Source organism: Nostoc commune NIES-4072, assembly GCF_003113895.1.
GTDB classification, from domain to species: Bacteria; Cyanobacteriota; Cyanobacteriia; order Cyanobacteriales; family Nostocaceae; genus Nostoc; species Nostoc commune.
The window spans coordinates 254,781-274,508 of record NZ_BDUD01000002.1 but is presented as its reverse complement, the minus strand read 5'-3'; the positions used below and the strand labels follow the sequence as shown (position 1 = coordinate 274,508).

Genomic DNA, 19,728 nt, shown 5'->3' with positions numbered 1-19,728 from the left:
CCCCTGCCTATTTCACGAGGATCTCACTTTTTCGCGTTGCTCCCCTTCCTTGATCACAAACACTCGTAGCGAATCTTTTATATTCACCGTTCTTCCAACGTCGCCCCAGCCTGACAATATAATGCCGCCTTGATGTGTTTTCTTTAGAGCTTCCACGATGTAGTGTGTGAGATATTCTGGATTGGGCATCGTCATGCTCCCAAAGCCAAAACACAAAGGTAGTTGCTTTCGTCCCAGAAAATCCTCTAGTTCCAGAGGTGGCTCGTATTCGGAGGCTTGGTCAATAAACCAGAAACCAGTCACATACGCCCAATGCGGCCAGTCACGAGGTTTTGGGATTACGTGCGAACTAAATCCATACAATACAGGGATTCGTGATACATTCGCCGGAGTCTTCTGTCTGAAGCGTCTGCCGAAATATGGTAGAGGCGGCAATTTCAAAGTTTCTGTTCTGAAGTGATTGAGCAGTGAACGATATCTTTGCCAGTGCAAAAACTCTACTAGTAAGTAACTGCCATAGTTGATTAATTTCTTTAGCGGGTTTTTAGTTATTTGAGCAAATCTCAAAAACCCAAACATCCCTGTAGGAGTCAACGGTAGAACTGATGCAAAAAAGCAGGGTACGCCTAATTTCTCTGCAATATGATATCCAAAGGTAGCTAACGGCGTGTAGATAATCACCTCACTTCCCTGACACGCTGCCCAAGCCGACTGCAATTGTTGAAGCAAAAGCTTATCTCTTTCATAAGGATTCAACTTTTCTCCCGCAATCAATCGCTGAAGGAGTTTCGATTGCAGAAACTCTTGCATATTTCCAGCGATCGGTGCAAACTTTAAATCGAACTTCCTCACAAATGGTTCAAAGTTCTCATGCGTTGCAATCGTTACTTCATGCCCCACACGTTTCAAGCCAATAGCCAAAGCGCAGTATGGTTGCAAGTCTCCCCTTGAACCTACTGTTAGGATCGTAATCTTCAGTTTCCGGCTTGGTGCTATAGGTAGACTTTGGCTCAAATGCTTTTTCAAAAATGAAAACTCCAGTATTCAAAAATTGTACTAATTTACTGTGCCTCTGGGCGATAAACCAATACAGTTGAAATCAGACTGCTTTTTCGTAACTGGTCAAAACAATTCACGCATGAGCAATTTCAGGAAATGGTCAAAGGAATTCCATTATCTTTGGGTTTTAAATTGAGAATAAACGGAACAGCTTTCAATACCCAATCGGACACGGGTGTATAATTAGCAGCTTCTTCTCCAAAGCTAATAGAAAGCATATCTGTATGAATGATACCTGGATTGAGGGGTATGGCTGCCATGCCAGTTGGCAATTCTTGTGCCAAAGAACGAGTTAATCCTTCTATTGCCCACTTAGAAGCACAATATGGTGCAACTTGGGCTGAAGTCGAACGTCCCCAACCAGAACTAAAGTTAACAATAATACCCCGTTTGTTTTTTACCATTGCTGGTACGAAATGGCGAATTATATTCGCTACTCCTTTGATATTGATATCTATAAGATCCGAAAATTCTTCAGATGGGATTTCCCACAAAGGTGCTGGGTAATTAATAATTGCCGCATTATTAATTACTATATCTGGCGGTGAATATTTTTGAAGTACGAAAGAGTGCCCATTTTTTTACAAGTTGTTCATTTGCTACATCTACAGATGTGAAATCGTTGGTAGCACTAAATTTCTGGCGTATTTTATCAATAGCATCTGATGAACGGGCGCAACCAATAACAGTATGTCCCTGTTGAATAAAACCCTCGGTCATCCCATAACCTAGACCTTTACTTATGCCTGTAATTAAGATGAGCTTACTCATATTTTTCTCTTATTCCTGCTCTGAATCAATAATTCGTGGGAAAAAATAACCACTACCTCTTGCTGTAATAATGAATTCTGGGTCGTTGGGGTCGGATTCTACCTTTGTCCGTAATCGTGAAATATGCACATCTACCACACGGGTGTCTGTATTCATCTCTGGTACAAAGCCCCACAATTGCTGCAATATTTCAACCCTTGAAAAAATCTTTCCCGAATGATTAACTAACAACTCTAATAAGCTAAACTCCACACCTGTCTTTTCCAATTCGCAATTCGCAATTCGCAATTCGCAATTAATAATACCCCACGCACGCCACTTGCTTTATGCAGGTGTTCCCGTCCACCGCAGTGGCTTATGAATGCGGGAGCTTGAATATTGATACTATGTGTTTTATTTCTTTTCATAATTGAAATTAGTTGCTCTGTACCCCAACGTCTCAATTATCAATTACGTCCGAAATTGCGAACTGCGAATTGCGAATTGCGAATTGGTTTGATTCGGTCTGCTACATCTGCCAATGCTGTTAGCATAATAATTGGTACGTCTGATTGTTTCCGTAATTCTTGACAGACACCGTAGCCATCCAGCTTTGGCATCATTACATCTAGAACTATTAAATCAGGGGTCAACAAGCGAAAAGCTGACAAAGCTTCTTCACCATCACTAGCTGTAACTACACTGTAGCCAATCATCTCAAGACGCGTCTGTAAAATCCGGCGGATGCTGGCTTCGTCATCTACTACTAAGATTGTGCCTTTTTCACCTGATAAGTTTCTCAACGCTGTTCCTAATGAGCGAGAACTCTTAACCCTTCATTATCTGCTTATTAGGAGTCAAAAACGCAAAACAATCTTGAAGTACAGTTATCCCGGATTTCTCACAAGCTTTGCGATCGCTATTACCAAACCTTTATCAGGCTTAGATTTTGAGCGTTTTAGACGCTGCACGAATCACAGCAGTATGTGAACAAAGTATTTTATCTAAAGTCTAAGTGTCATAAGCGTTTTGGGCTAATCGTTTAAACCTTTGTGAGAAATCCGGGCTCTGCCTTCTGCCTTCTTCAATTATTCTTAATGAGAGCATTTTGAATGCGTGAATTTCATTAAATGGTCAAAGCTATAGTTGCATTGTGCCTAAAAACAGAATACATCTGAAGTTCAAGTCACACCAGAATTAACAGACTCCTTGTAGGGAAAACCACAGTAAGGACAGAAGCGGAATTTCACCGACGTAATCGGTTCGTTACACCTAGCGCAACTATTACGTAATCCAGTCCCGCACAGAAAACAGAACTTGGAGCGTGGCGACAACCAAATATCTTCAAGTGTTGTTCCAGGCTGCCAACAGTGGGGACAAAATTTGAGAACATCTGATGCTCCAAGAGCAACCCCACGGACAACCGCATCCAGGTACTCAGATGGAACCTGCAATGCAATTGCTAACCCACGCTGACTTTTACTATTAAGCTTAGTCGTCATCCCTCGTTCAATCTTACCCAAACTTTGAAGATGAATCCCTGCCTTTAGGGCTAGCTCTGTTTGACTTAACGAAAGGCTCGTGCGTATTCTTTTAACGTATTCTGCCAGCGATTCTTGGGGTTGAGGGGTATTGTCCATGATAAAGTATGTATTAATATATATTTAAAATTATTCCTATTAAATATGTTTTTTGAAATTTATATACTGCCTTTAGCCGAAAAAATAGTGAAATATGACAACTACATTAGCACAAGTTACTACAGCATTTCTCTCACGAGATGGATTAGCCGCTAGTACACTTAAATCTTACGAGCAAACGCTACTATCTTTGCTCAAAGAACACGGACAAACACCTGTAGAATTAGTAGACCGTCAACTACTTAAGGATTATCTTCAAAGCTTAGATAATTTAAACTACACAACGCATAATCGCCATCAAGCGATAATCAGCGCTCTGTTTAATTTTGCTGTAGATTCCGGCTACATTCAATCAAACCCAGCCAGTCGTTTAAGTCCCAGGAAACCGGAACGACAACGGGGAGAACACAAGACAGACGAGATAATACGCTATCTTACGCCATCACAGCTAGATATTTTGTATGCAAACGTCAAAAAATCTAATGCCAGACTGGAGACGATAGTCCACTTGCTACATCGAAGTGGAGCCAGAATCGGAGAATTACTTTCCTTAGAGTTAGCACACATAAATATGGAGCAACGCAAGTTCCAAGTTGTAGGTAAAGGTAACAAACAACGCTGGTGTTTAATGCGTGAAGATGCGGAAATTGCTTTACAAGACTATATCAAATATTATCGCCACTCCGCATCCAAAGCATTATTCACCGCCCAGCACCCAACAACTAAAGTCATAACGCCAGTAAGTTATGAAGCAGTTCTGGCAGACTGGAGAAAAGTAATTAACCAAAGCCATGAACTCAAAGGCATTCGGCTGCATGACCTGCGGCATACCTTTGCCACTGAACGGGTGGGACTAATGGCGATTGAGGAGCTACGGGCGCTGATGGGGCATGAAAATATCCAAACTACCTTGCGCTATCAGAAAATCACATCTTCACGAGCAGAATCGGTAGCTAAGTCAGCCCTAGATAACTTGGTAAAGAATATATAGTTTCTTTTTTATTATGTGTAGCGATTGCCAGCTAAAGTATTGTAAATTTTAAATAACTTCAGAGTATTAGATATACTCCTCATCAACAGAATCAGGCTTCAGGAAATCAAACCCATAAAATCTGCATTTTTGCAAGAATATTCACAAAACTTTGCATCTCTCCCCCCTCCTGTTGGTGAATTTAAAATTCAATCAGGCGATCGCTTCGCTTCCCGTCCCTGGTGATTTTTCACGGTGACATTGTTCCACAGCTTTGGACAGTTTTCTGTACCCACAGGAAGCGCAGTCTACTTCAAAAATGCCCCAGACATCCAAAACATTTTGACAAGAGTGACGGGTAGCACAATATCTAATATTGATGGTTTAATTCGAGCTAACGGCATAGCCAACGTATTTCTTATTAATCCCAATGGGATTATTTTTGGGACGAATGCTTCACTGAACATTGGCGGCTCGTTTTTCGGCACTACTGCCAGTAATATTAAATTTGCTGATGGCATCTCCTTCGATGCTAAACCCCTTAGTGGTGCAGAACCTTTGTTGACAGTGAGCGTGCCTGTGGGATTAGGATTTGGGACAAATGCTGGAAATATTCGCGTCTTTGGAGACGGTCAAGGTATAAGAAAAACTTCAGACCTCATAGATACTAGTTCAGGTCTGCGCGTGCAGCCAAATCAAACCTTAGCTTTGGTGGGTGGCGATATAGTACTCTCAGGTGGAACGCTTAAAACAACAGGCGGACAGATTGAATTAGGCAGCGTGGCTGGAGCGGGTTTGGTCAACCTGATTCCTACAGATAAAGGCTGGACGTTGGGATATTCAGGCATCTCAGCCTTTGGAGAGATCCAGTTGTCTGGAGCAGCAGCAGTTGATGCTAGTGGCGATGGTGGTGGCAATATTCAAATACAAGCCATGAAGCTAATGCTAAACGGTGGTTCTCAGATTGAGTCCAGCACATTAGGAGCAGGAACGGGAGGAACATTGAAAATTAATGCTTCAGATTCAGTGAACCTGGTGGGATTACCAGAAGTTGATTCGTTTTTCAACACTGGTATATCGAGCCTAGTTTACCCAAGAGCTACCGGAGCTGGTGGCAACATCAATATTGAAACTGGGCGGTTAAGTGTCCAAGATGGAGCAGGGATAGCTGCTGGTACGTATGGCTTCGGAAATGCTGGTTCCATAGAGGTCTTAGCTCATGATTCAGTGGAAGTGCTGCGAAAACCAACAGGAAATGCAGGCAGTTCCATAACAAGTTTGGCCCAACGAGGATCTACCGGATCTGGCGGTAACATCAAGATTGAAACTACGCGGTTAAGTTTACGCTCTGGAGGAGTGATATCATCAGGCACATTTGGGCAGGGTTCGGGAGGCAACGTATCTATAACTGCTTCCCAAGAAGTGCAAGTAACCGGAAAGTCATTAACTGGTAATTCTCCTAGCAGAATATCAGCTCGAACTGGAGGAACTGGAAAGGCCGGAAATCTGACAATCGAAGCAGAACGATTAACTGTCACTGATGGTGCCAGAGTAAATATTGGTGGTGAAAAAATTCCAAAAAATCTCAACTTTCAGCCAGGACAAGGAAATGCAGGAACCCTCCGAATCAACGCAGACAGTATCAATCTAGACAGAGGTACTATCACAGCTGGCACAGAGACGGGCACAAAGGGCCAAGGAGGCGACATTTTCTTACACTCTGGTGACTTACAATTACGTGACAGTATCATTACTGCGACTGCTGGGGGTAATGGCGACGGCGGCAACATCACTATCAACACAGATATCCTAGTTGCAATAAAAAATAGCAGCATCACCGCAAATGCCTTTGAGGGTAGTGGTGGGAATATCACAATTAATGCTCAAGGACTTTTCTTTTCTCCTAATAGCTTGATTACAGCTAGTTCCAAGTACGGAATTAACGGTACGGTTAAATACAACATTGATGATACTAACATTTACCCTACTCAACTAAAAACAGAAGTAATTCCAATAACTCCTCAAATCACCCCAGTCTGTCAGGCACGAGCAGGCACAGAAGTAAGTAGTTTTCGAGTTAGTAGTACTCGCAATATCCAATCTAAGCCTAACAACCTGATGTATAACAATGTTGAGCAAAGTAGCTCTGTTCCAGTTCCAGCTTTTAATAATTCACATAATCCAAAATCATTAATAAGTAACCAAGCTACACAAATCATAGAAGCCAACGTTTTGATTCGGGATTCTCAAGGTAATTTAGTTTTGACGACAGACCAAGCAAATCCAGCATGGGATAATGCTTCACTGTCTGCAAGTTCTTGTTTTTCAGGATCTCAGTGGTAAAAAGATATAAAAATGATCTCACCTCAATGTTGCTTTAAATACGTTTTCTCAGGCATTCTAGGGCTGTCTATAATTTTAATTCAATCATCTTCCCCTGCCCAGACTGTAAAAAAAGAAAAAGAATTTCTTAAAAATCAAGCGGCATCCCTGACTTCTTCAGGTCACGAACAATTAGCTCTAGATCAGGCGAATGAAGCTTTAAAAACTTGGCAGGAATCTACAAAAATTTATCGCCAACTAAACGATCAAGAGGGAATTACGGAAAGCCTGATTAATCAAAACCTTGCTTTCCAAGCATTAGGATTACACAAACAAGCTTGCAATACACTTTTAGAAGCTTTAAAGTTGAATGCAAATCTAGGTATTTGCGACACGGCTTTGCAGCAACCATCTCCTGCTCAACAAGAGCAACTGACGGCAGTAATCGGTAAGCAGAAACCAACATCAGTTAACTTGCTTGGATTACAGAATCTAGGAGAAGTATTGCGGATTTTAGGGAAATTAAATGAATCTCAAACAGTTTTACAAGAAACATTAACGCTGGCGAAACTTGTATCCTCATCAAAGATTAGTGGGATTTATCTGTCTCTGGGTAATATCGAACAATCAATTTATCAGCAATTACAAGAAAAATATTCTTGGATAGAGGAACCACTTTTTCGAGAGCAGATTGCTAATATTATTCCACAAAAGGCGCAAAAATCACTCTTGTATTACCAAATACTAGAAAATATACCAAATATCTCAAAATCAGCTAAACTCCAATCTCAGTTGAATCACTTAACTTTACTGATAAGTTGGGAAAAATGGCTTAGTGAGCAACCAAATCAAGCGAGCCTTCATCAGAAAGTTAATCAACAGATCCGAGTATTGGTAAATCAAATAGATGAAAATTATTCTGCCTTTTTGGAGTTATCACCTGAGCCATCCATTCATGCTCGGTTGAATTTTGCTAATAACCTCAGCCAGATCCCAGATGAACAATTGAAATCAGTAGCGATTCGATATGCTAAATTAGCATTGAAAATGGCTGAAACTATTAATAGTATCCGATGGTTATCCTATAGTTTTGGTACTTTGGGTAAATTATCAACTCAAACAGAACAAAAACAAGCATATTTTCAGAAGGCTTTAGGATTCGCTCAATCAATTCGGGCTTCGGATATCGCCTACCAATGGCAGCAGCAGTTAGGACTAATTTACCAAAAGCAGGGAAAAACTGAGTTAGCGATTCAGAACTATAATGCTGCAATCACAAACATGGCTGAAGTGCGTGATAGTCTTTTGTCAACTAACGGAGATTTGCAGTTCTCTTTTCAGTCAGAAATGGAGCCGACATATCGGAATTATATGCGATTGCTCTTAACATTACCTAATCCTGATTTAAAAAGAATAATAGAGATAAATGAAGAATTACAGATAGCACGGTTAGAAAACTTTCTCAAATGTGGCAAGCTTGACCTTGTTGCTTTGAATCAGCTTCAGAACCTCAATAGCGCCCCAACAGTAATTCACATTATTGATTTAGGGGATACTATAGAAGTAATTGTTCAGTCAACAGATGGCTCACTTCACCACCATTCTATTGAATCTAAACTAGTTCGATTCCAGATAGATCATCTTTTAGAAGCTTTACAAAATGAAAAGCTTTCTGAAGTTGGCGAAAATAGCATTACTACCTCTTCTCAAGGAATTTTTGAAAAGCTAATTGCACCAATCAAAACATATCTACCCACATCAGGAACACTCGTATTCACTTTAGATAAATCTTTCCAAAGCATACCAATGGCATTGTTATATGATGGGCAACATTATTTAATAGAGCATTACAGTATTGCAGAAACTTTAGGTTCTAGAATTAGACAACCTAGAGCCTTGCATCAAAACCAGATGATAGCTTTAATAGCTGGACTATCAAAATTCAGTCCCAGTTTTACAGAGCCAAATGCACCTAAAAACATGGATAATTTGCTTTCATCTAAACAAGAAATAGAAAATGTAGAAAAACAAACTAAATCCTCAGTAGCTTTGTTAGACAAGAAGTTTACCCTTAAAAGGTTCAAAGAAGAACTAACTCAAAATAATTTTCCTATTGTACATATTACTACCCACGGTCAATTTAGTTCTGATCCACTCAAAACAGTACTGGTAGCCTATGACAAACTAATTAATATTAAAGACTTTGACAGCTTAATCAGAGGTAAAACTGAAAATAGTCAAGATGCAATTGAGTTGCTTGTTCTCAGCGCCTGCGAAACAGCTAAAGGCAACAAGCAGTCAGCAATGGGTATTGCGGGAATGGCTGCACAAGCTGGAGCGCGTAGTACTGTTGCTACTTTGTGGCGTGTGGAAGCCGATTCTACCACTTTGCTTATGCAAGAATTTTATAAAGGTTTGAACAATGGCTTGCCAAAAGCAGAAGCACTACGTCGGGCGCAATTGAGTTTACTGTCAAATCCTAAATATAAGAAGGCTTATTATTGGGGTGGGTTCCTCTTGGTTGGAAGCTGGTTGTAAAATTCCACTAAATTTAGCCCTGATTGAGCTTTTTGTAACTCTTTTGAATTATTACTGCTTTTCGCTAACTCAGCTGCCATCAGGTATTCGGATTTCGCCTCCTTTGGCAACTTGGCTTTCAGATAGCGATCGCCCAGTACTCTGTAAAGAGTCGGATTTTGGCTATTAGTTGCTGTTGCCGTTTTTAACATCTCGATTGTTTCATTTAAAAGATTTTCTGCCGTATAGATAACATCTACGTCAAGAATAGTTTCATCTAGAGGTAGCCCTAAGCCTTTGATCCGTTTAATCTTTTGTGCAATTTGTTCTTGGGAGGCTACAGACAATACGTCCACAAAGGTTTCATCATAGCTAAAAGCTTCACCATCAATATATGCAAAAACATATATTGTATATGGAGTCCCAGGTTGAAATTCTTTTTCATCACTTGGGTAAGCAAGCCGAGTTTCATTTACAACTTTTTCCCACCCAAACTCGTAACTTTTTACTTTGACTTTGTAAGAAGTAGCACCCTTAACAGCAGTCCAAGTTATTTTGGGACGGGAATTCAATGTTGATGTGCTATAAGGAGAAATGATTGTTGGCTCATCGCTCCCTTCTGTGCCTCCTTTTTGTATGCGACATCCATCAGTGTTACTTGGATTGCAGGGAGATGAGACTTGTTCAGATTCTGCACATTTATCAAGAGGAATAGTCCCACTAGGTAAATTTAAAAATTTTCCAGAACTAAAACATAATAATTGTACAAAACCACCATTTAAAACCTCTAATTCATCTCCCTTACAGATTAAACTTCCTACTTCAAATCGTTTGTCGCCTTTGCTTACTATCCTTCCTAACTGTGGTTCACAACGAGCCTGATTTCTTCTTACTCTTATGAGCGGTACATTTGCTAGCAATGGTAGGTGAATTAGTATTAGAGAAGTTAAACAGCACATTCCCCCAAAAAACATCAGCTTTTTCATTGTTTTACAAACATCAATGGCTTGAGCATCTTATCATTTGTCAAGTATGCGATCTAGCAGTTCTTGTCTCCAGCGAAACACTTCTGGTAGACTAGATTTAGTCAAGATACAAGCATCTATATAAGCTCTGGCGTAATTAAGTTGACCTAATGATTCTTTTATTTGAGATAGCAAACAATATGCATCTGTTCTTTCGCTATCTAATTTTGTCGCTTTTTCTAGATATTTTTCGGCTTCAGTTAACTTATTTTCCATTAACCTTGACCATCCTAAATCTTTATACAACGATGCTTGCAACTCTTTATTATTAGTTTTTTTTAACCCGTTTAAAGCTAAAGTAGCTGCCGCCTTATAATCCCCATTTTTATTTTTCAATCTTGCTAAAGCTGCAATAGCAAATATTGCTTTATCGCTACTTCTGATAGCAATTTCGTATTGCTTTTCTGCTAAATCATATTCTCCCTGTCTATCATAAAAATCACCTAGTCCGTAATGTGATTCCCATTTATTAGGTTTTAATTTAAAAATTATTTCGTAAGTTTTGTTAACACAGTTATAGTCATGTAACTGCTGACATGCAATTGCTAAATTATTATAAGCAGTATCATCTTTCGGGTTATACTTTATAGCTAATTCGTAATTATTTCTAGCAAGTTTAGGGTCATTTTGATGCTGTAAACCCTTCTCAAAATAAAAGTTTGAGACTGAATTAGTTAAATTATGTTCATATTTTATTCCTCTTTGAAAGTCTTTTTCAGCATCGGCAATTCTATTTTCTTTATAAGCTTCTTTACCTTGATTAAAAAAATAATCGGCTACTGTATATTTTAAGCTACTATTCAAATACACTGCTTTTTGAAAATCGTTATCAGCTTTGTCAAGTTGATTTTCTGCATAAGCTTTTTTGCCGGAATCTAAATAATATTTTGCTATTAGAGGTAAAGATGCATATATCAAAGCGACAATACTCATTAAGCCTAATACAAACGCACTAATTTGAAATGCCTTTGATTTAATTACTCGATTAAGCTTTGATTTACTAGGTAAGCGCTCCAATCGCTGTATTATTATTTGAGTACTTTGTGGGCGTTGCCCTACAAAAGGAGCCATCATATCATCAAGTAAATCAGCCAAAAATTTATCTATGTGAAGTGCTTTATCTCTCCAAATTAGTCTTCCTGTCTGCTCGTCCATTTTTATTTCAATCAAAGAAATACCTGTGACTAAGTAAACAAAAGTTCTACCTAAAGCGTAAAAGTCTGACTGTGGTACAGCTTGTCCATGAATTTGCTCTAAGGGAGAGTAACAAGCTGTTCTAACAGCAGTTATTTCGTAACCATTACCGAATCCTGTAGTAGTTCCTCCACTGGTACTAACTTTTGCAAAGTAGGTTCTACTAAGCTGTCTTGCTCCACCAAAGTCAACAAGTGCTAAATTCCCATCGGGTTGATGAACAATGTTTTCTGGTTTGATATCTCTGTGGAAGAAACCAGACCGATGAACTAAATCAAGAATCTCCATCAACTGCAATAACCATTCATAAGCCGTATCTTGGCTAATTCGTCCGTAAGATTGTACCCACTGAGTTAAGTTCTCTCCTTCAAACTTATGCATAACTAGACAATGTAGTTCTAGAAGATTATCATTCAGTCTAAATGTGAAATAATCTTCCTTATTAGACTTGGGAATCCCAGGATGGTCTAGGATTTGTAATATGAGTGATTCTCTTTTAAGTAGCTCAACTAACTTAGAATCATCAATCCATCTTAATACTTTCATTACTCTTATTTGAGGCTGAGGATGTTCTGCTGTGCCAATATCCTCAATTTCAAAGACATCTGTGTAAGTATATGGATTTTGCTCCAAAGAACGCAACGGGCGCAGCAAACGAATACGCCCGTTTATTATCAATGGATTTCCACATGCTAAACAATTTTCAGCGATATCAGGATTATGACGCTGGGTGCAAAGAGGATTTATGCAGTAGCCCACAAGGTAACTTTCCTTGTTTGTATTGTATCTGGTATTTTATGCACTAATCCCAATGGATCAACTAAAATATACTTCTTAATAGATCCTTGTAAACTATAACTAGCTTCTCGTTTGTTTGATTTCCCAGCAATTTCAATTAACGAGCGTTGTTCTAAAACTTCTATTGCTGTTATTAGTTCAAAAACTGACAACTTTAAATCTACTCGCTCTTTTAAATTATCAATGAGTTTAGAGAATTGAATGGGAGTCGAATTTTGTGACATTTCTTCTGCTAAATAAATCATTATTTGCCTTTGAAGATTACTTAAAAGTCCAACTTGTCCAAATTGCTGATGTAGCATTGTTTCAAGTTGATGATCAATCATAGTAGTTTGATATCTAAAAAACGTTTTAACACTCCCTTCAAAAAAGCGATTAATTCTGTCAGCCAACGCTTCTAAACTTGATGGATTCCCATGATAATTTTCAATCAATTGCTTACATTCCTGCCCAGTTAAACCTTTTTCTTGTAATATTTGCATTCCTGTATTTACATCTAAACCTTCTAATTTGAAAGAGCGAATAGGTAGTTTTGTAGTCACAGAAGCAAATTCTTTTAAAGGCAACTGACTTGTTATAATAATGCAGCTTTGATGCTTTCCTTCTGCAAGTCTTAAAAGGAATTTTTCATATTTTAATCTTTTTCCAAAATCATCTGCGAACAATAGCTTTTCAAATCCATCAATTACTAGCAGACAACGATGTAGATGAAGCTGTTTTGAGAGTAAAGATATGCTATCTATAAAAGAATTTTCATTTGCTTCTATGTCTATGTCAAAATTTTTATTTAAATCAATGACTAACTCATCAATTGATAACGAATGATTAATTGTTTTCCAGATTACACATTCATATATACTGTTTAAAGAATCAAAAAGTATTTCTTCAACCAATCTAGCGGCTAATAAAGTTTTTCCTATTCCTCCAACTCCAGTAAAAACTATACAGCGCTCTTTAAATAGAGTAATTTGTTTCTTAAAATAGTTAATTTCATCTTTTCGTCCATAAAAAGATTTGATTTTAGGCAGCTCTCCATAAATTCTAATATTCCCAACGAAACTATCGTTATCCAGTCTGGACACCTCTTCCTTCAGATAATCGTTCTTTGCTAGTTTAAGCAAAATAGATTTCAAAGATATTTTTGTTACTTTCACTCCATCACCAATAATTTCTGAAAGCATACTCCATAGTGGTGGAGCTACTTTCTGCTGCAAATAGTATGCGTTATACCCCGAATCGTTTGCCATCTCTTTATAATCTTTACTATCCCAAACTCCCTTAATAAGAACTTTTTCTACTTCTGTTAAATACCTTCCCGTAGATTGAAACACTTGTTCTTCTAATACAGCTAATACTCTTTTTACGTCTAAAACTTGGCTTGAATTCATGCCGACTTTTCCTTACGTAAGTAGGTATACATACGGTTATATTTTACTCCCTAGTACTTAAAATGTCTACAAAATTCACAATTATTAACTGAAGCTAGGTTCTCAAATTACCTTTCTAGGCTATATGATTTAAATGCTACATCTTAATAGGGAGATTTAACGCATCTCTAGTACATTATCCGGTCTAGCTTCTTGAGCATAAAAATGTGAAAGAAGTTGACCAGCGTCAACCAAGGAAAACCGCCTGCGGGTATTTTTGATCACTGATTAACTCAATGGGTTTGTTTTGAAAAGCTTGTGTCTAGGTATCTTACACCTAAACCAAATATCTTCTGCTAATACATTTGAGTGAAAGCTCTTACCTCAACTAAGTAAAACGACCAGAACTTCTGTAAAATCAAGCTAATTGAAAGGAGGCATGGAGGTGAAGATACAACAGTACGACAACTTAACGCAGAAAGCGCCACTAAGGAGTCGCGCTTTCTGCGTATTGCAAATTTCATATTGATCTAGAGCGGGTTTGATCTCGAAGGAACAAAAGAAGTTGTCGCTAAAGTTTGGCCACTGGTGCGACTACTAAAATTGTCCGAGAGTTTTTACCGCGCTGCCAGATCCATTATAGGGTCTGCCGCTTGGAAAGTCCATTCCTTGCGGGATGTTTTTGCTGTCAAAATTCATAAATTTTAGGTAAAGTTAAGTTTGGTTAAGAAAGATTCCGAATTTTGTAGTTAAAAGATGTAGCAGCGCGAATAACAGTTACCAGTCAGAGTCTTTGATAACTGTTGACTGATAACTGATGCAACCCCCGAGTAAAAGCTTGTCAACCAAGTTATCAGGGAAAAATATCGTGAAAAATGACATAAGGCCAATACAACAGGGTGTCCGGGTTAAGGCTACATCAAAAATTTTTTCAAACACCTCTCCTAGTGATAATGACCAAGCCCCGTTGGGGCAGGGTGTAGGGTGTGGGGTGTGGGGTGTAGGAGAAGAGATAGCCCCTACAACCCGATTGTCACTTGCCCTGTTTTTTAGGACGATTGCAAAGGCCTGGGTTTCAAGCCCCATTCAATGCTGTATCCCCTACACCCAAGACCCTACCCCCTGCACCCAACTTCATGGCAGGAGAGAAATATGCTGACACTAGATAGAGAAGAAAGCTTAGGAGAACTTCATTACGATGATCTCAACAGCAGTATCAAAGACACCTTCGCTGCCATAGATCGATTTGAGCTGCAAGCAGTAGAACAGATTCGCCTCATGCATGACGAGCAGATGTACACAATCGCTGGGTACAAAAATTTCTCAGAATATTGCCAAGGCGAATTGCGTGTATATGGCGGCTATCGGCGTATAAATCAACTCTTAGGAGCATCAAAAGTCATTGTTGCAGCAGGGGAGTTGGGGTCACAGATTAAAAATGAGCGCCAAGCCCGTCCTCTTTTGAGGTTAGCCAAAGAACCAGAAAAACTTATTGCTGCGATAAAACTGGCTTTATCATCAAACCCAAACCCTAGCGAATCAGATTTCGCAGTTGCCGCAAATACAATTGCTCCAATGCCAAAAGGAAAAAATAAATTCCATCAGGAACCAATGGTTCCGAAAAATGCCATCACAATTTCATTACCAGAACATCCCCGTTATGGGGAATCGGGAGTGATTTGTGCAGACGCACCGAATAATTTGCAGCAGATTGTGACTTTCGCTGATGGTGAAAGGCTGTTGGTAAACAACACTGATTTGGATGACGCAATTGTGTCCGATTCGACTGAGCGAACTTATCCACCAGAGTACTCCGAAGCGATCGCGGCACTTAAAGAGCAACATAAGCTTCAGTTAGAGCGACTGGAACAGGAATTGAGGATTGGACTACAAGCAGAGGTTAAGGCTCTAGCCGAAGCCCAAGTAAGTGAGCAAATCCAATCTCTGCAAAACCTATACAGGCAACAGAAGGAGGAAAATATCCAGTTGCAGCAGCGTTTAGACGAGATGGAATCGCTACGGCACCTGGAAACTGAGAACCAGCAGCTAAAAGAGCGCATTCGGGATTTGGAAAACGCCTTTGAGCCGCATCAATTACAAGACTGGGGGAATACTTACACTAAACAAAGCGCTAAAGCATTAAACAAGAAGGTTCAGGAACCACTGGAGAAGACAATTGATTTGCGAACTCTGGCAGCCGAACCGCCGAAAGAAAATGCGACTGAATGTCTGCGCCTCATGGGTATGGCATTGAAAAACCTAAGCGTTGCCATGAACAATACCCAAGCGCTGGAAGCTGCGGCAATAATTTTGGGTACTAGTCCCACACAGTCAGCCGTCGCAACAAGGACGGAGCAATTACAGATGCTACCTGTGGCTATTAGGGAAATTAGGCAAGTACTTGGACGTATTGAGTTTACATGGCAGGAATTTTGGGCTGTGGCTGAGAAATACGAGGTGATAAAACCTGACTACTGGGCTGAACTTACTACACAAGAGACAGATTTAATCACACAAGCCCGAAAAAACAGTGAACAGTGAACAGTGATAACTGACAACTGATAACTGATGACTGATGACTGCGGCATAGATGCAATGTCGCCCAGATTGTCATGGAAAAATTTAGGAAAAAATGTGAATACAAATAAAAATGCACTTAACGGTGGCAACAAAGAGATCAAAGAGCCTAAACCAGATTGCAAGGTATCAGTTGAGCAGAGGGAACACCCAACTGAATATCCAAACAATCTCACGGCTGCCCAATACCATGAGTTGTTAGCTGGTAGCGCCATTCATCCGGCACTGGTTGAGCACAACTTCTTCCACATTGAAGGGGAAACAATCTACGACTACCTGTTTATCTCCAATAAAATCCCTCGCAAAAATGCAGGTCGAGTCACGGATGCATATATAAGACAATATCAGCATCTATTACTGGGTGGGACGTGGATTCAATCACTTGACCCATTCAACAATGGGAGCAACGCGATTTTGTGAGGTGCTAAAATCTGGGACGTATATAGCTTGTTTCAGGATGCGATCGCAACTAAAAAACCAGATTTTGTTGAGAATATAGGGGTGTAATTGAGAACTAAACCCCGATCTCACTTTTTCGCGTTGCTCCCTTCAACAATTGGCAACCAATGGAGTGGGGAAGGATTAAGCCGAACTTCCCCCGTATTGATTGGCAAACAGGTAAACCAGTTAAATACGAGTCGCCACCCAAGACAGCCAACCGCGTTACCTATTTCGATGTTCCCAACTGTATTTTGAGTAAAATTGCACGGCGCTATAACGTTTCCGATATTCAAAGAGTGCTTTTTGCAAAACGTGGGAAAAAGCTAAAAGTTAAAAGTCGAAAGAACTCTGCTTTTGGCAATGGCACTCTCTTGCATTCGCTCTTGCAACTAGGACAATACCAGGGAACGCTAACGCAAATCGCGGAATATAGTTCCTTTTTAGGACTGTGCAGAAAAAGTATACTCAATCCCCTAATATTTTGGTCATGGGTGAAGCAGCACAAACAGGAGAACATCGACTCTCAACAGGAAGATTTACAAATCACCTTCTGGGAGTGGGTTCGGCAACATCCAGAGATTCCGATTATCTTATGCGAGGGTGAGAAGAAAGCCGCTTGCTTGCTTAGTTTAGGGTTTGTAGCGATCGCACTTCCGGGAATTTGGAACGGGCGCGTGGGCAAACAGGATTTTGATGAACGGTTGCATCCTGACTTAGTACCAATGGCTCAGGCGGGGCGCAAGTTCATTATATTATTTGATTACGAAACTTCTTCTAAAACCAGGTGGTCAGTTTACCAAGCAACGGTACGGACTGCCAAAGCGATTGAGGCAGTAGGTTGTGAATGTGAAGTTGCGCTGTTGCCGGGGCCAGAGAAAGGTGTTGATGATTTTGTGGTAGCCAGGGGTGAAGATACTAACGCAGGACTTACCGCAATCATCGATGATGCTAAATCACTAAAAGATTACCAGCGCTCATATCGGGCTAAGAAATGGGGACTTAGCAAATACAAACCAGATGTCACTGTTAATGTCAAGTATCTCTCTGAGGCTTTGTGCATTCCTGACCTTGAAGAAAAATGCTCATCCGTCCCTGAGCTTTATGATATTGCACAAGAACAATTGTTTACACCTTCGGTTAAAGGACATTTCAGAAAGGAGAAGTCTACAGATTCTGGCGGAGTTGATTCAGACAAATCGAAGAAATCCCCTACCTTCAATTTCCCAAAATCAGGACTAGTCGTACTCTGGAGCGACATGGGTACTGGTAAAACTGAACTTATGCGCTGGTGGCGTGACCAAAACCCCGACGCGCGGTTCCTCAACAATGGACATCGGGTTAACTTGTTGAAAAATCTTGCCGAACGCTTGCGGACGGCGATGTATTCAGACTTGGGTTACACAGGTTTAGCTCAGGCCCCAGCCCTTAGTATTACTATTGACAGCTTACACAAACTCAATACTCAGTCTCTCACCTACGGCTGCATATTTATAGATGAAGCTTGCCAATACCTCACCCACTTACTACACAGTAATACTTGCAAACAGCACCGTGCAGCAATCCTAGAAGTACTGGAATATATAGTATACAATGCGCCATTGGTCGTCATCGCTGATGCACACATGGACGATTTAACGGTAAACTTCTTTCTTGCGATGCGACCAAAAGGTGAAGTCCCGTACATTATTAAAAACGAGTGGCGCAACGGTTCACGCACAATTTATTGGTACGAGGGGGATAATGAGAGCGCCATAGTCGCCCAAATCTCGGCAGCGCTGATGCTTGGTGAAAAAGTTATGGTTGCCAGCGACAGTAAGCGTTTCATCAAAAAACTCGACAAATCCTTTACAATCAAATACGAAGAATCTAACTCCGAAAAATCACATACACAAAAAAAATATCGTATCTGGTCTGGACGTTCCGATAAGTAAATGCATGAAACCCTTGAAAACAGCACCCCCTCTTCCTTAGCCCTTGCTTCTCCCATTCCCCTGATCGAACACCCAGCCCAAGTCTACTTGGCGACCCTTTCCCCTGGTTCCCGTCCAGCTATGCGCCAAGCTCTCAATGCGATCGCGCGATTGCTCACAGATGACAATTGTGATGCGATGACTTTAAACTGGGCAGCGCTGCGCTACAAACATACGGCGGCAGTTCGCTCTGTGTTGAGCGAAAAATATGCACCAGCTTATGTCAACAAAGTGTTGTCTGCTTTGCGGCGAGTTTTAAAAGAAGCCCTGCGGTTAGAGATAATGGATGCTGTTGATTTTGCTCGTGCTGTGGATATTCCCAACGTTAAAGTCACCAAGCAATTGCGGGGACGTGTTCTGTTCACCGAAGAAATTGCCCAATTGATGCAAACCTGTTTTGATGACCCTACCCCCACTGGTTACAGAGATGCTGCCCTATTCACCATCCTGCGGGGAACCGGAGTCCGCCGCTCTGAAGCGGTGAATTTAGACTTGAGCGACTTTGAAGAGAATACTGGGGCAATACAGGTGCGTGCTGGCAAAGGTGGCAAAGATCGGATTGTGTACTTACCCGAAAGTGGTCTAACTGTAGTCTCGGATTGGTTCTCGCTTCGAGGCTACGAGGCAGGCCCCTTGCTGTGCCATGTCAATAGAGGCTCAAGGATAGTGCGGCGACGACTTACCTCTCAAGCAGTGCTATTTATTTTGCAAAAACGTGGCGCACAAGCCTTTGTTGCTAATTTCTCTGCTCATGATTTCCGGCGAACTTTCATCTCGGAGTTGCTCGATGCTGGTGAAGACATTTCTACAGTCCAAAGGTTAGCAGGACACGCAAACAGTGACCAGACTGCCAGATATGACCGTCGCGGGGAACAAACTAAACGCCGTGCTGTCCAAAAGTTGATTATTCCAGGACAGAGGAAGAAATCTCCTCTATGCTGATGTAGTTTCTACACTTTTTCTACACTTTTTCTACACGTTCCTGGCTCCCAAATGCGATCGCTCTTCAATGGGTTTAGTGATCTGTATGGGTATTTTCAGCAATTAGCAAAATCACTGACGAGATTTAATACTTAGTCTCTTGCGAAGATGGTTGAT

At 40.5% G+C, this 19,728-nt stretch carries 15 protein-coding genes and 2 pseudogenes; 7 read left to right on the top strand and 10 right to left on the bottom strand.

Annotated features, from left to right (window positions below; genetic code table 11):
• Positions 1-12 precede the first annotated feature (12 nt).
• The 6 genes and pseudogenes from CDC33_RS33565 to CDC33_RS33545 form a co-directional block, all read right to left on the bottom strand.
• Positions 13-1,026, bottom strand: a complete 1,014-nt coding sequence (locus tag CDC33_RS33565) for a glycosyltransferase (RefSeq protein WP_181374298.1) — start codon at positions 1,024-1,026, stop codon at positions 13-15.
• A 122-nt stretch (positions 1,027-1,148) separates the two neighbouring features.
• A complete protein-coding gene (locus tag CDC33_RS33560) occupies positions 1,149-1,571 on the bottom strand; it encodes an SDR family oxidoreductase (protein ID WP_280524478.1) in 423 nt (140 codons plus the stop codon).
• Between the two features lie 13 nt (positions 1,572-1,584).
• Positions 1,585-1,830: an SDR family NAD(P)-dependent oxidoreductase gene (locus tag CDC33_RS41445; protein WP_280524468.1), complete on the bottom strand. Its 246-nt coding sequence runs from the start codon at positions 1,828-1,830 to the stop codon at positions 1,585-1,587.
• 9 nt (positions 1,831-1,839) lie between these two features.
• Positions 1,840-2,088, bottom strand: a pseudogene (locus tag CDC33_RS33555) (winged helix-turn-helix domain-containing protein); the annotation flags it as partial.
• Positions 2,089-2,323: 235 nt separating this feature from the next.
• Positions 2,324-2,612 (bottom strand): annotated as a pseudogene (locus CDC33_RS33550) (response regulator); the annotation flags it as partial.
• A 378-nt stretch (positions 2,613-2,990) separates the two neighbouring features.
• On the bottom strand, positions 2,991-3,449 hold the full coding sequence (locus CDC33_RS33545) for a double zinc ribbon domain-containing protein (RefSeq protein WP_109012960.1): 459 nt from the start codon (positions 3,447-3,449) through the stop codon (positions 2,991-2,993).
• Positions 3,450-3,543: 94 nt separating this feature from the next.
• Here CDC33_RS33545 and CDC33_RS33540 point away from each other — a divergent pair, with 94 nt between their 5' ends.
• From CDC33_RS33540 to CDC33_RS33530, 3 genes are all read left to right on the top strand, one after another.
• Positions 3,544-4,440 (top strand): tyrosine-type recombinase/integrase, encoded by an 897-nt coding sequence (locus CDC33_RS33540; protein ID WP_109012959.1) that lies wholly within the window; start codon positions 3,544-3,546, stop codon positions 4,438-4,440.
• A gap of 234 nt (positions 4,441-4,674) precedes the next feature.
• Positions 4,675-6,762, top strand: a complete 2,088-nt coding sequence (locus CDC33_RS33535; RefSeq protein ID WP_244919484.1) for a two-partner secretion domain-containing protein — start codon at positions 4,675-4,677, stop codon at positions 6,760-6,762.
• Positions 6,763-6,774: 12 nt separating this feature from the next.
• The gene (locus tag CDC33_RS33530) at positions 6,775-9,279 is read left to right on the top strand and encodes a CHAT domain-containing protein (RefSeq protein ID WP_109012958.1); all 2,505 of its coding nucleotides are present in this window, start codon (positions 6,775-6,777) and stop codon (positions 9,277-9,279) included.
• Here CDC33_RS33530 and CDC33_RS33525 read toward each other — a convergent pair.
• The 3 genes from CDC33_RS33525 to CDC33_RS33515 are packed head-to-tail and all read right to left on the bottom strand — an operon-like array spanning position 9,240 to position 13,663.
• Entirely contained in the window at positions 9,240-10,232 is a 993-nt protein-coding gene (locus CDC33_RS33525; RefSeq protein WP_244919483.1) for a tetratricopeptide repeat protein, read from the bottom strand. The two genes, CDC33_RS33530 and CDC33_RS33525, sit on opposite strands and share 40 nt — an antisense overlap.
• 45 nt (positions 10,233-10,277) lie before the next feature.
• Complete coding sequence (locus CDC33_RS33520; RefSeq protein ID WP_109012957.1) at positions 10,278-12,236, bottom strand: protein kinase domain-containing protein; 1,959 nt, start codon at positions 12,234-12,236, stop codon at positions 10,278-10,280.
• Positions 12,221-13,663, bottom strand: a complete 1,443-nt coding sequence (locus CDC33_RS33515) for a helix-turn-helix domain-containing protein (RefSeq protein ID WP_109012956.1) — start codon at positions 13,661-13,663, stop codon at positions 12,221-12,223. The genes CDC33_RS33520 and CDC33_RS33515 overlap by 16 nt, the downstream gene beginning before the upstream one ends.
• A gap of 1,131 nt (positions 13,664-14,794) precedes the next feature.
• Here CDC33_RS33515 and CDC33_RS39460 point away from each other — a divergent pair.
• Positions 14,795-16,183 (top strand): hypothetical protein, encoded by a 1,389-nt coding sequence (locus tag CDC33_RS39460; RefSeq protein ID WP_181374297.1) that lies wholly within the window; start codon positions 14,795-14,797, stop codon positions 16,181-16,183.
• A 27-nt stretch (positions 16,184-16,210) separates the two neighbouring features.
• Positions 16,211-16,639, top strand: a complete 429-nt coding sequence (locus CDC33_RS33500) for a hypothetical protein (protein ID WP_109012954.1) — start codon at positions 16,211-16,213, stop codon at positions 16,637-16,639.
• Here CDC33_RS33500 and CDC33_RS39455 read toward each other — a convergent pair.
• Positions 16,598-16,750, bottom strand: coding sequence for a hypothetical protein (locus CDC33_RS39455; RefSeq protein ID WP_181374296.1), 153 nt, complete (start codon positions 16,748-16,750; stop codon positions 16,598-16,600). The two genes, CDC33_RS33500 and CDC33_RS39455, sit on opposite strands and share 42 nt — an antisense overlap.
• 35 nt (positions 16,751-16,785) lie before the next feature.
• Here CDC33_RS39455 and CDC33_RS33495 point away from each other — a divergent pair, with 35 nt between their 5' ends.
• Together CDC33_RS33495 and CDC33_RS33490 are read left to right on the top strand one after the other, a co-directional pair.
• Complete coding sequence (locus CDC33_RS33495; RefSeq protein WP_439956644.1) at positions 16,786-18,591, top strand: DUF3854 domain-containing protein; 1,806 nt, start codon at positions 16,786-16,788, stop codon at positions 18,589-18,591.
• Complete coding sequence (locus CDC33_RS33490) at positions 18,592-19,572, top strand: tyrosine-type recombinase/integrase (RefSeq protein ID WP_109012953.1); 981 nt, start codon at positions 18,592-18,594, stop codon at positions 19,570-19,572.
• The last annotated feature ends 156 nt before the right edge of the window (positions 19,573-19,728 follow it).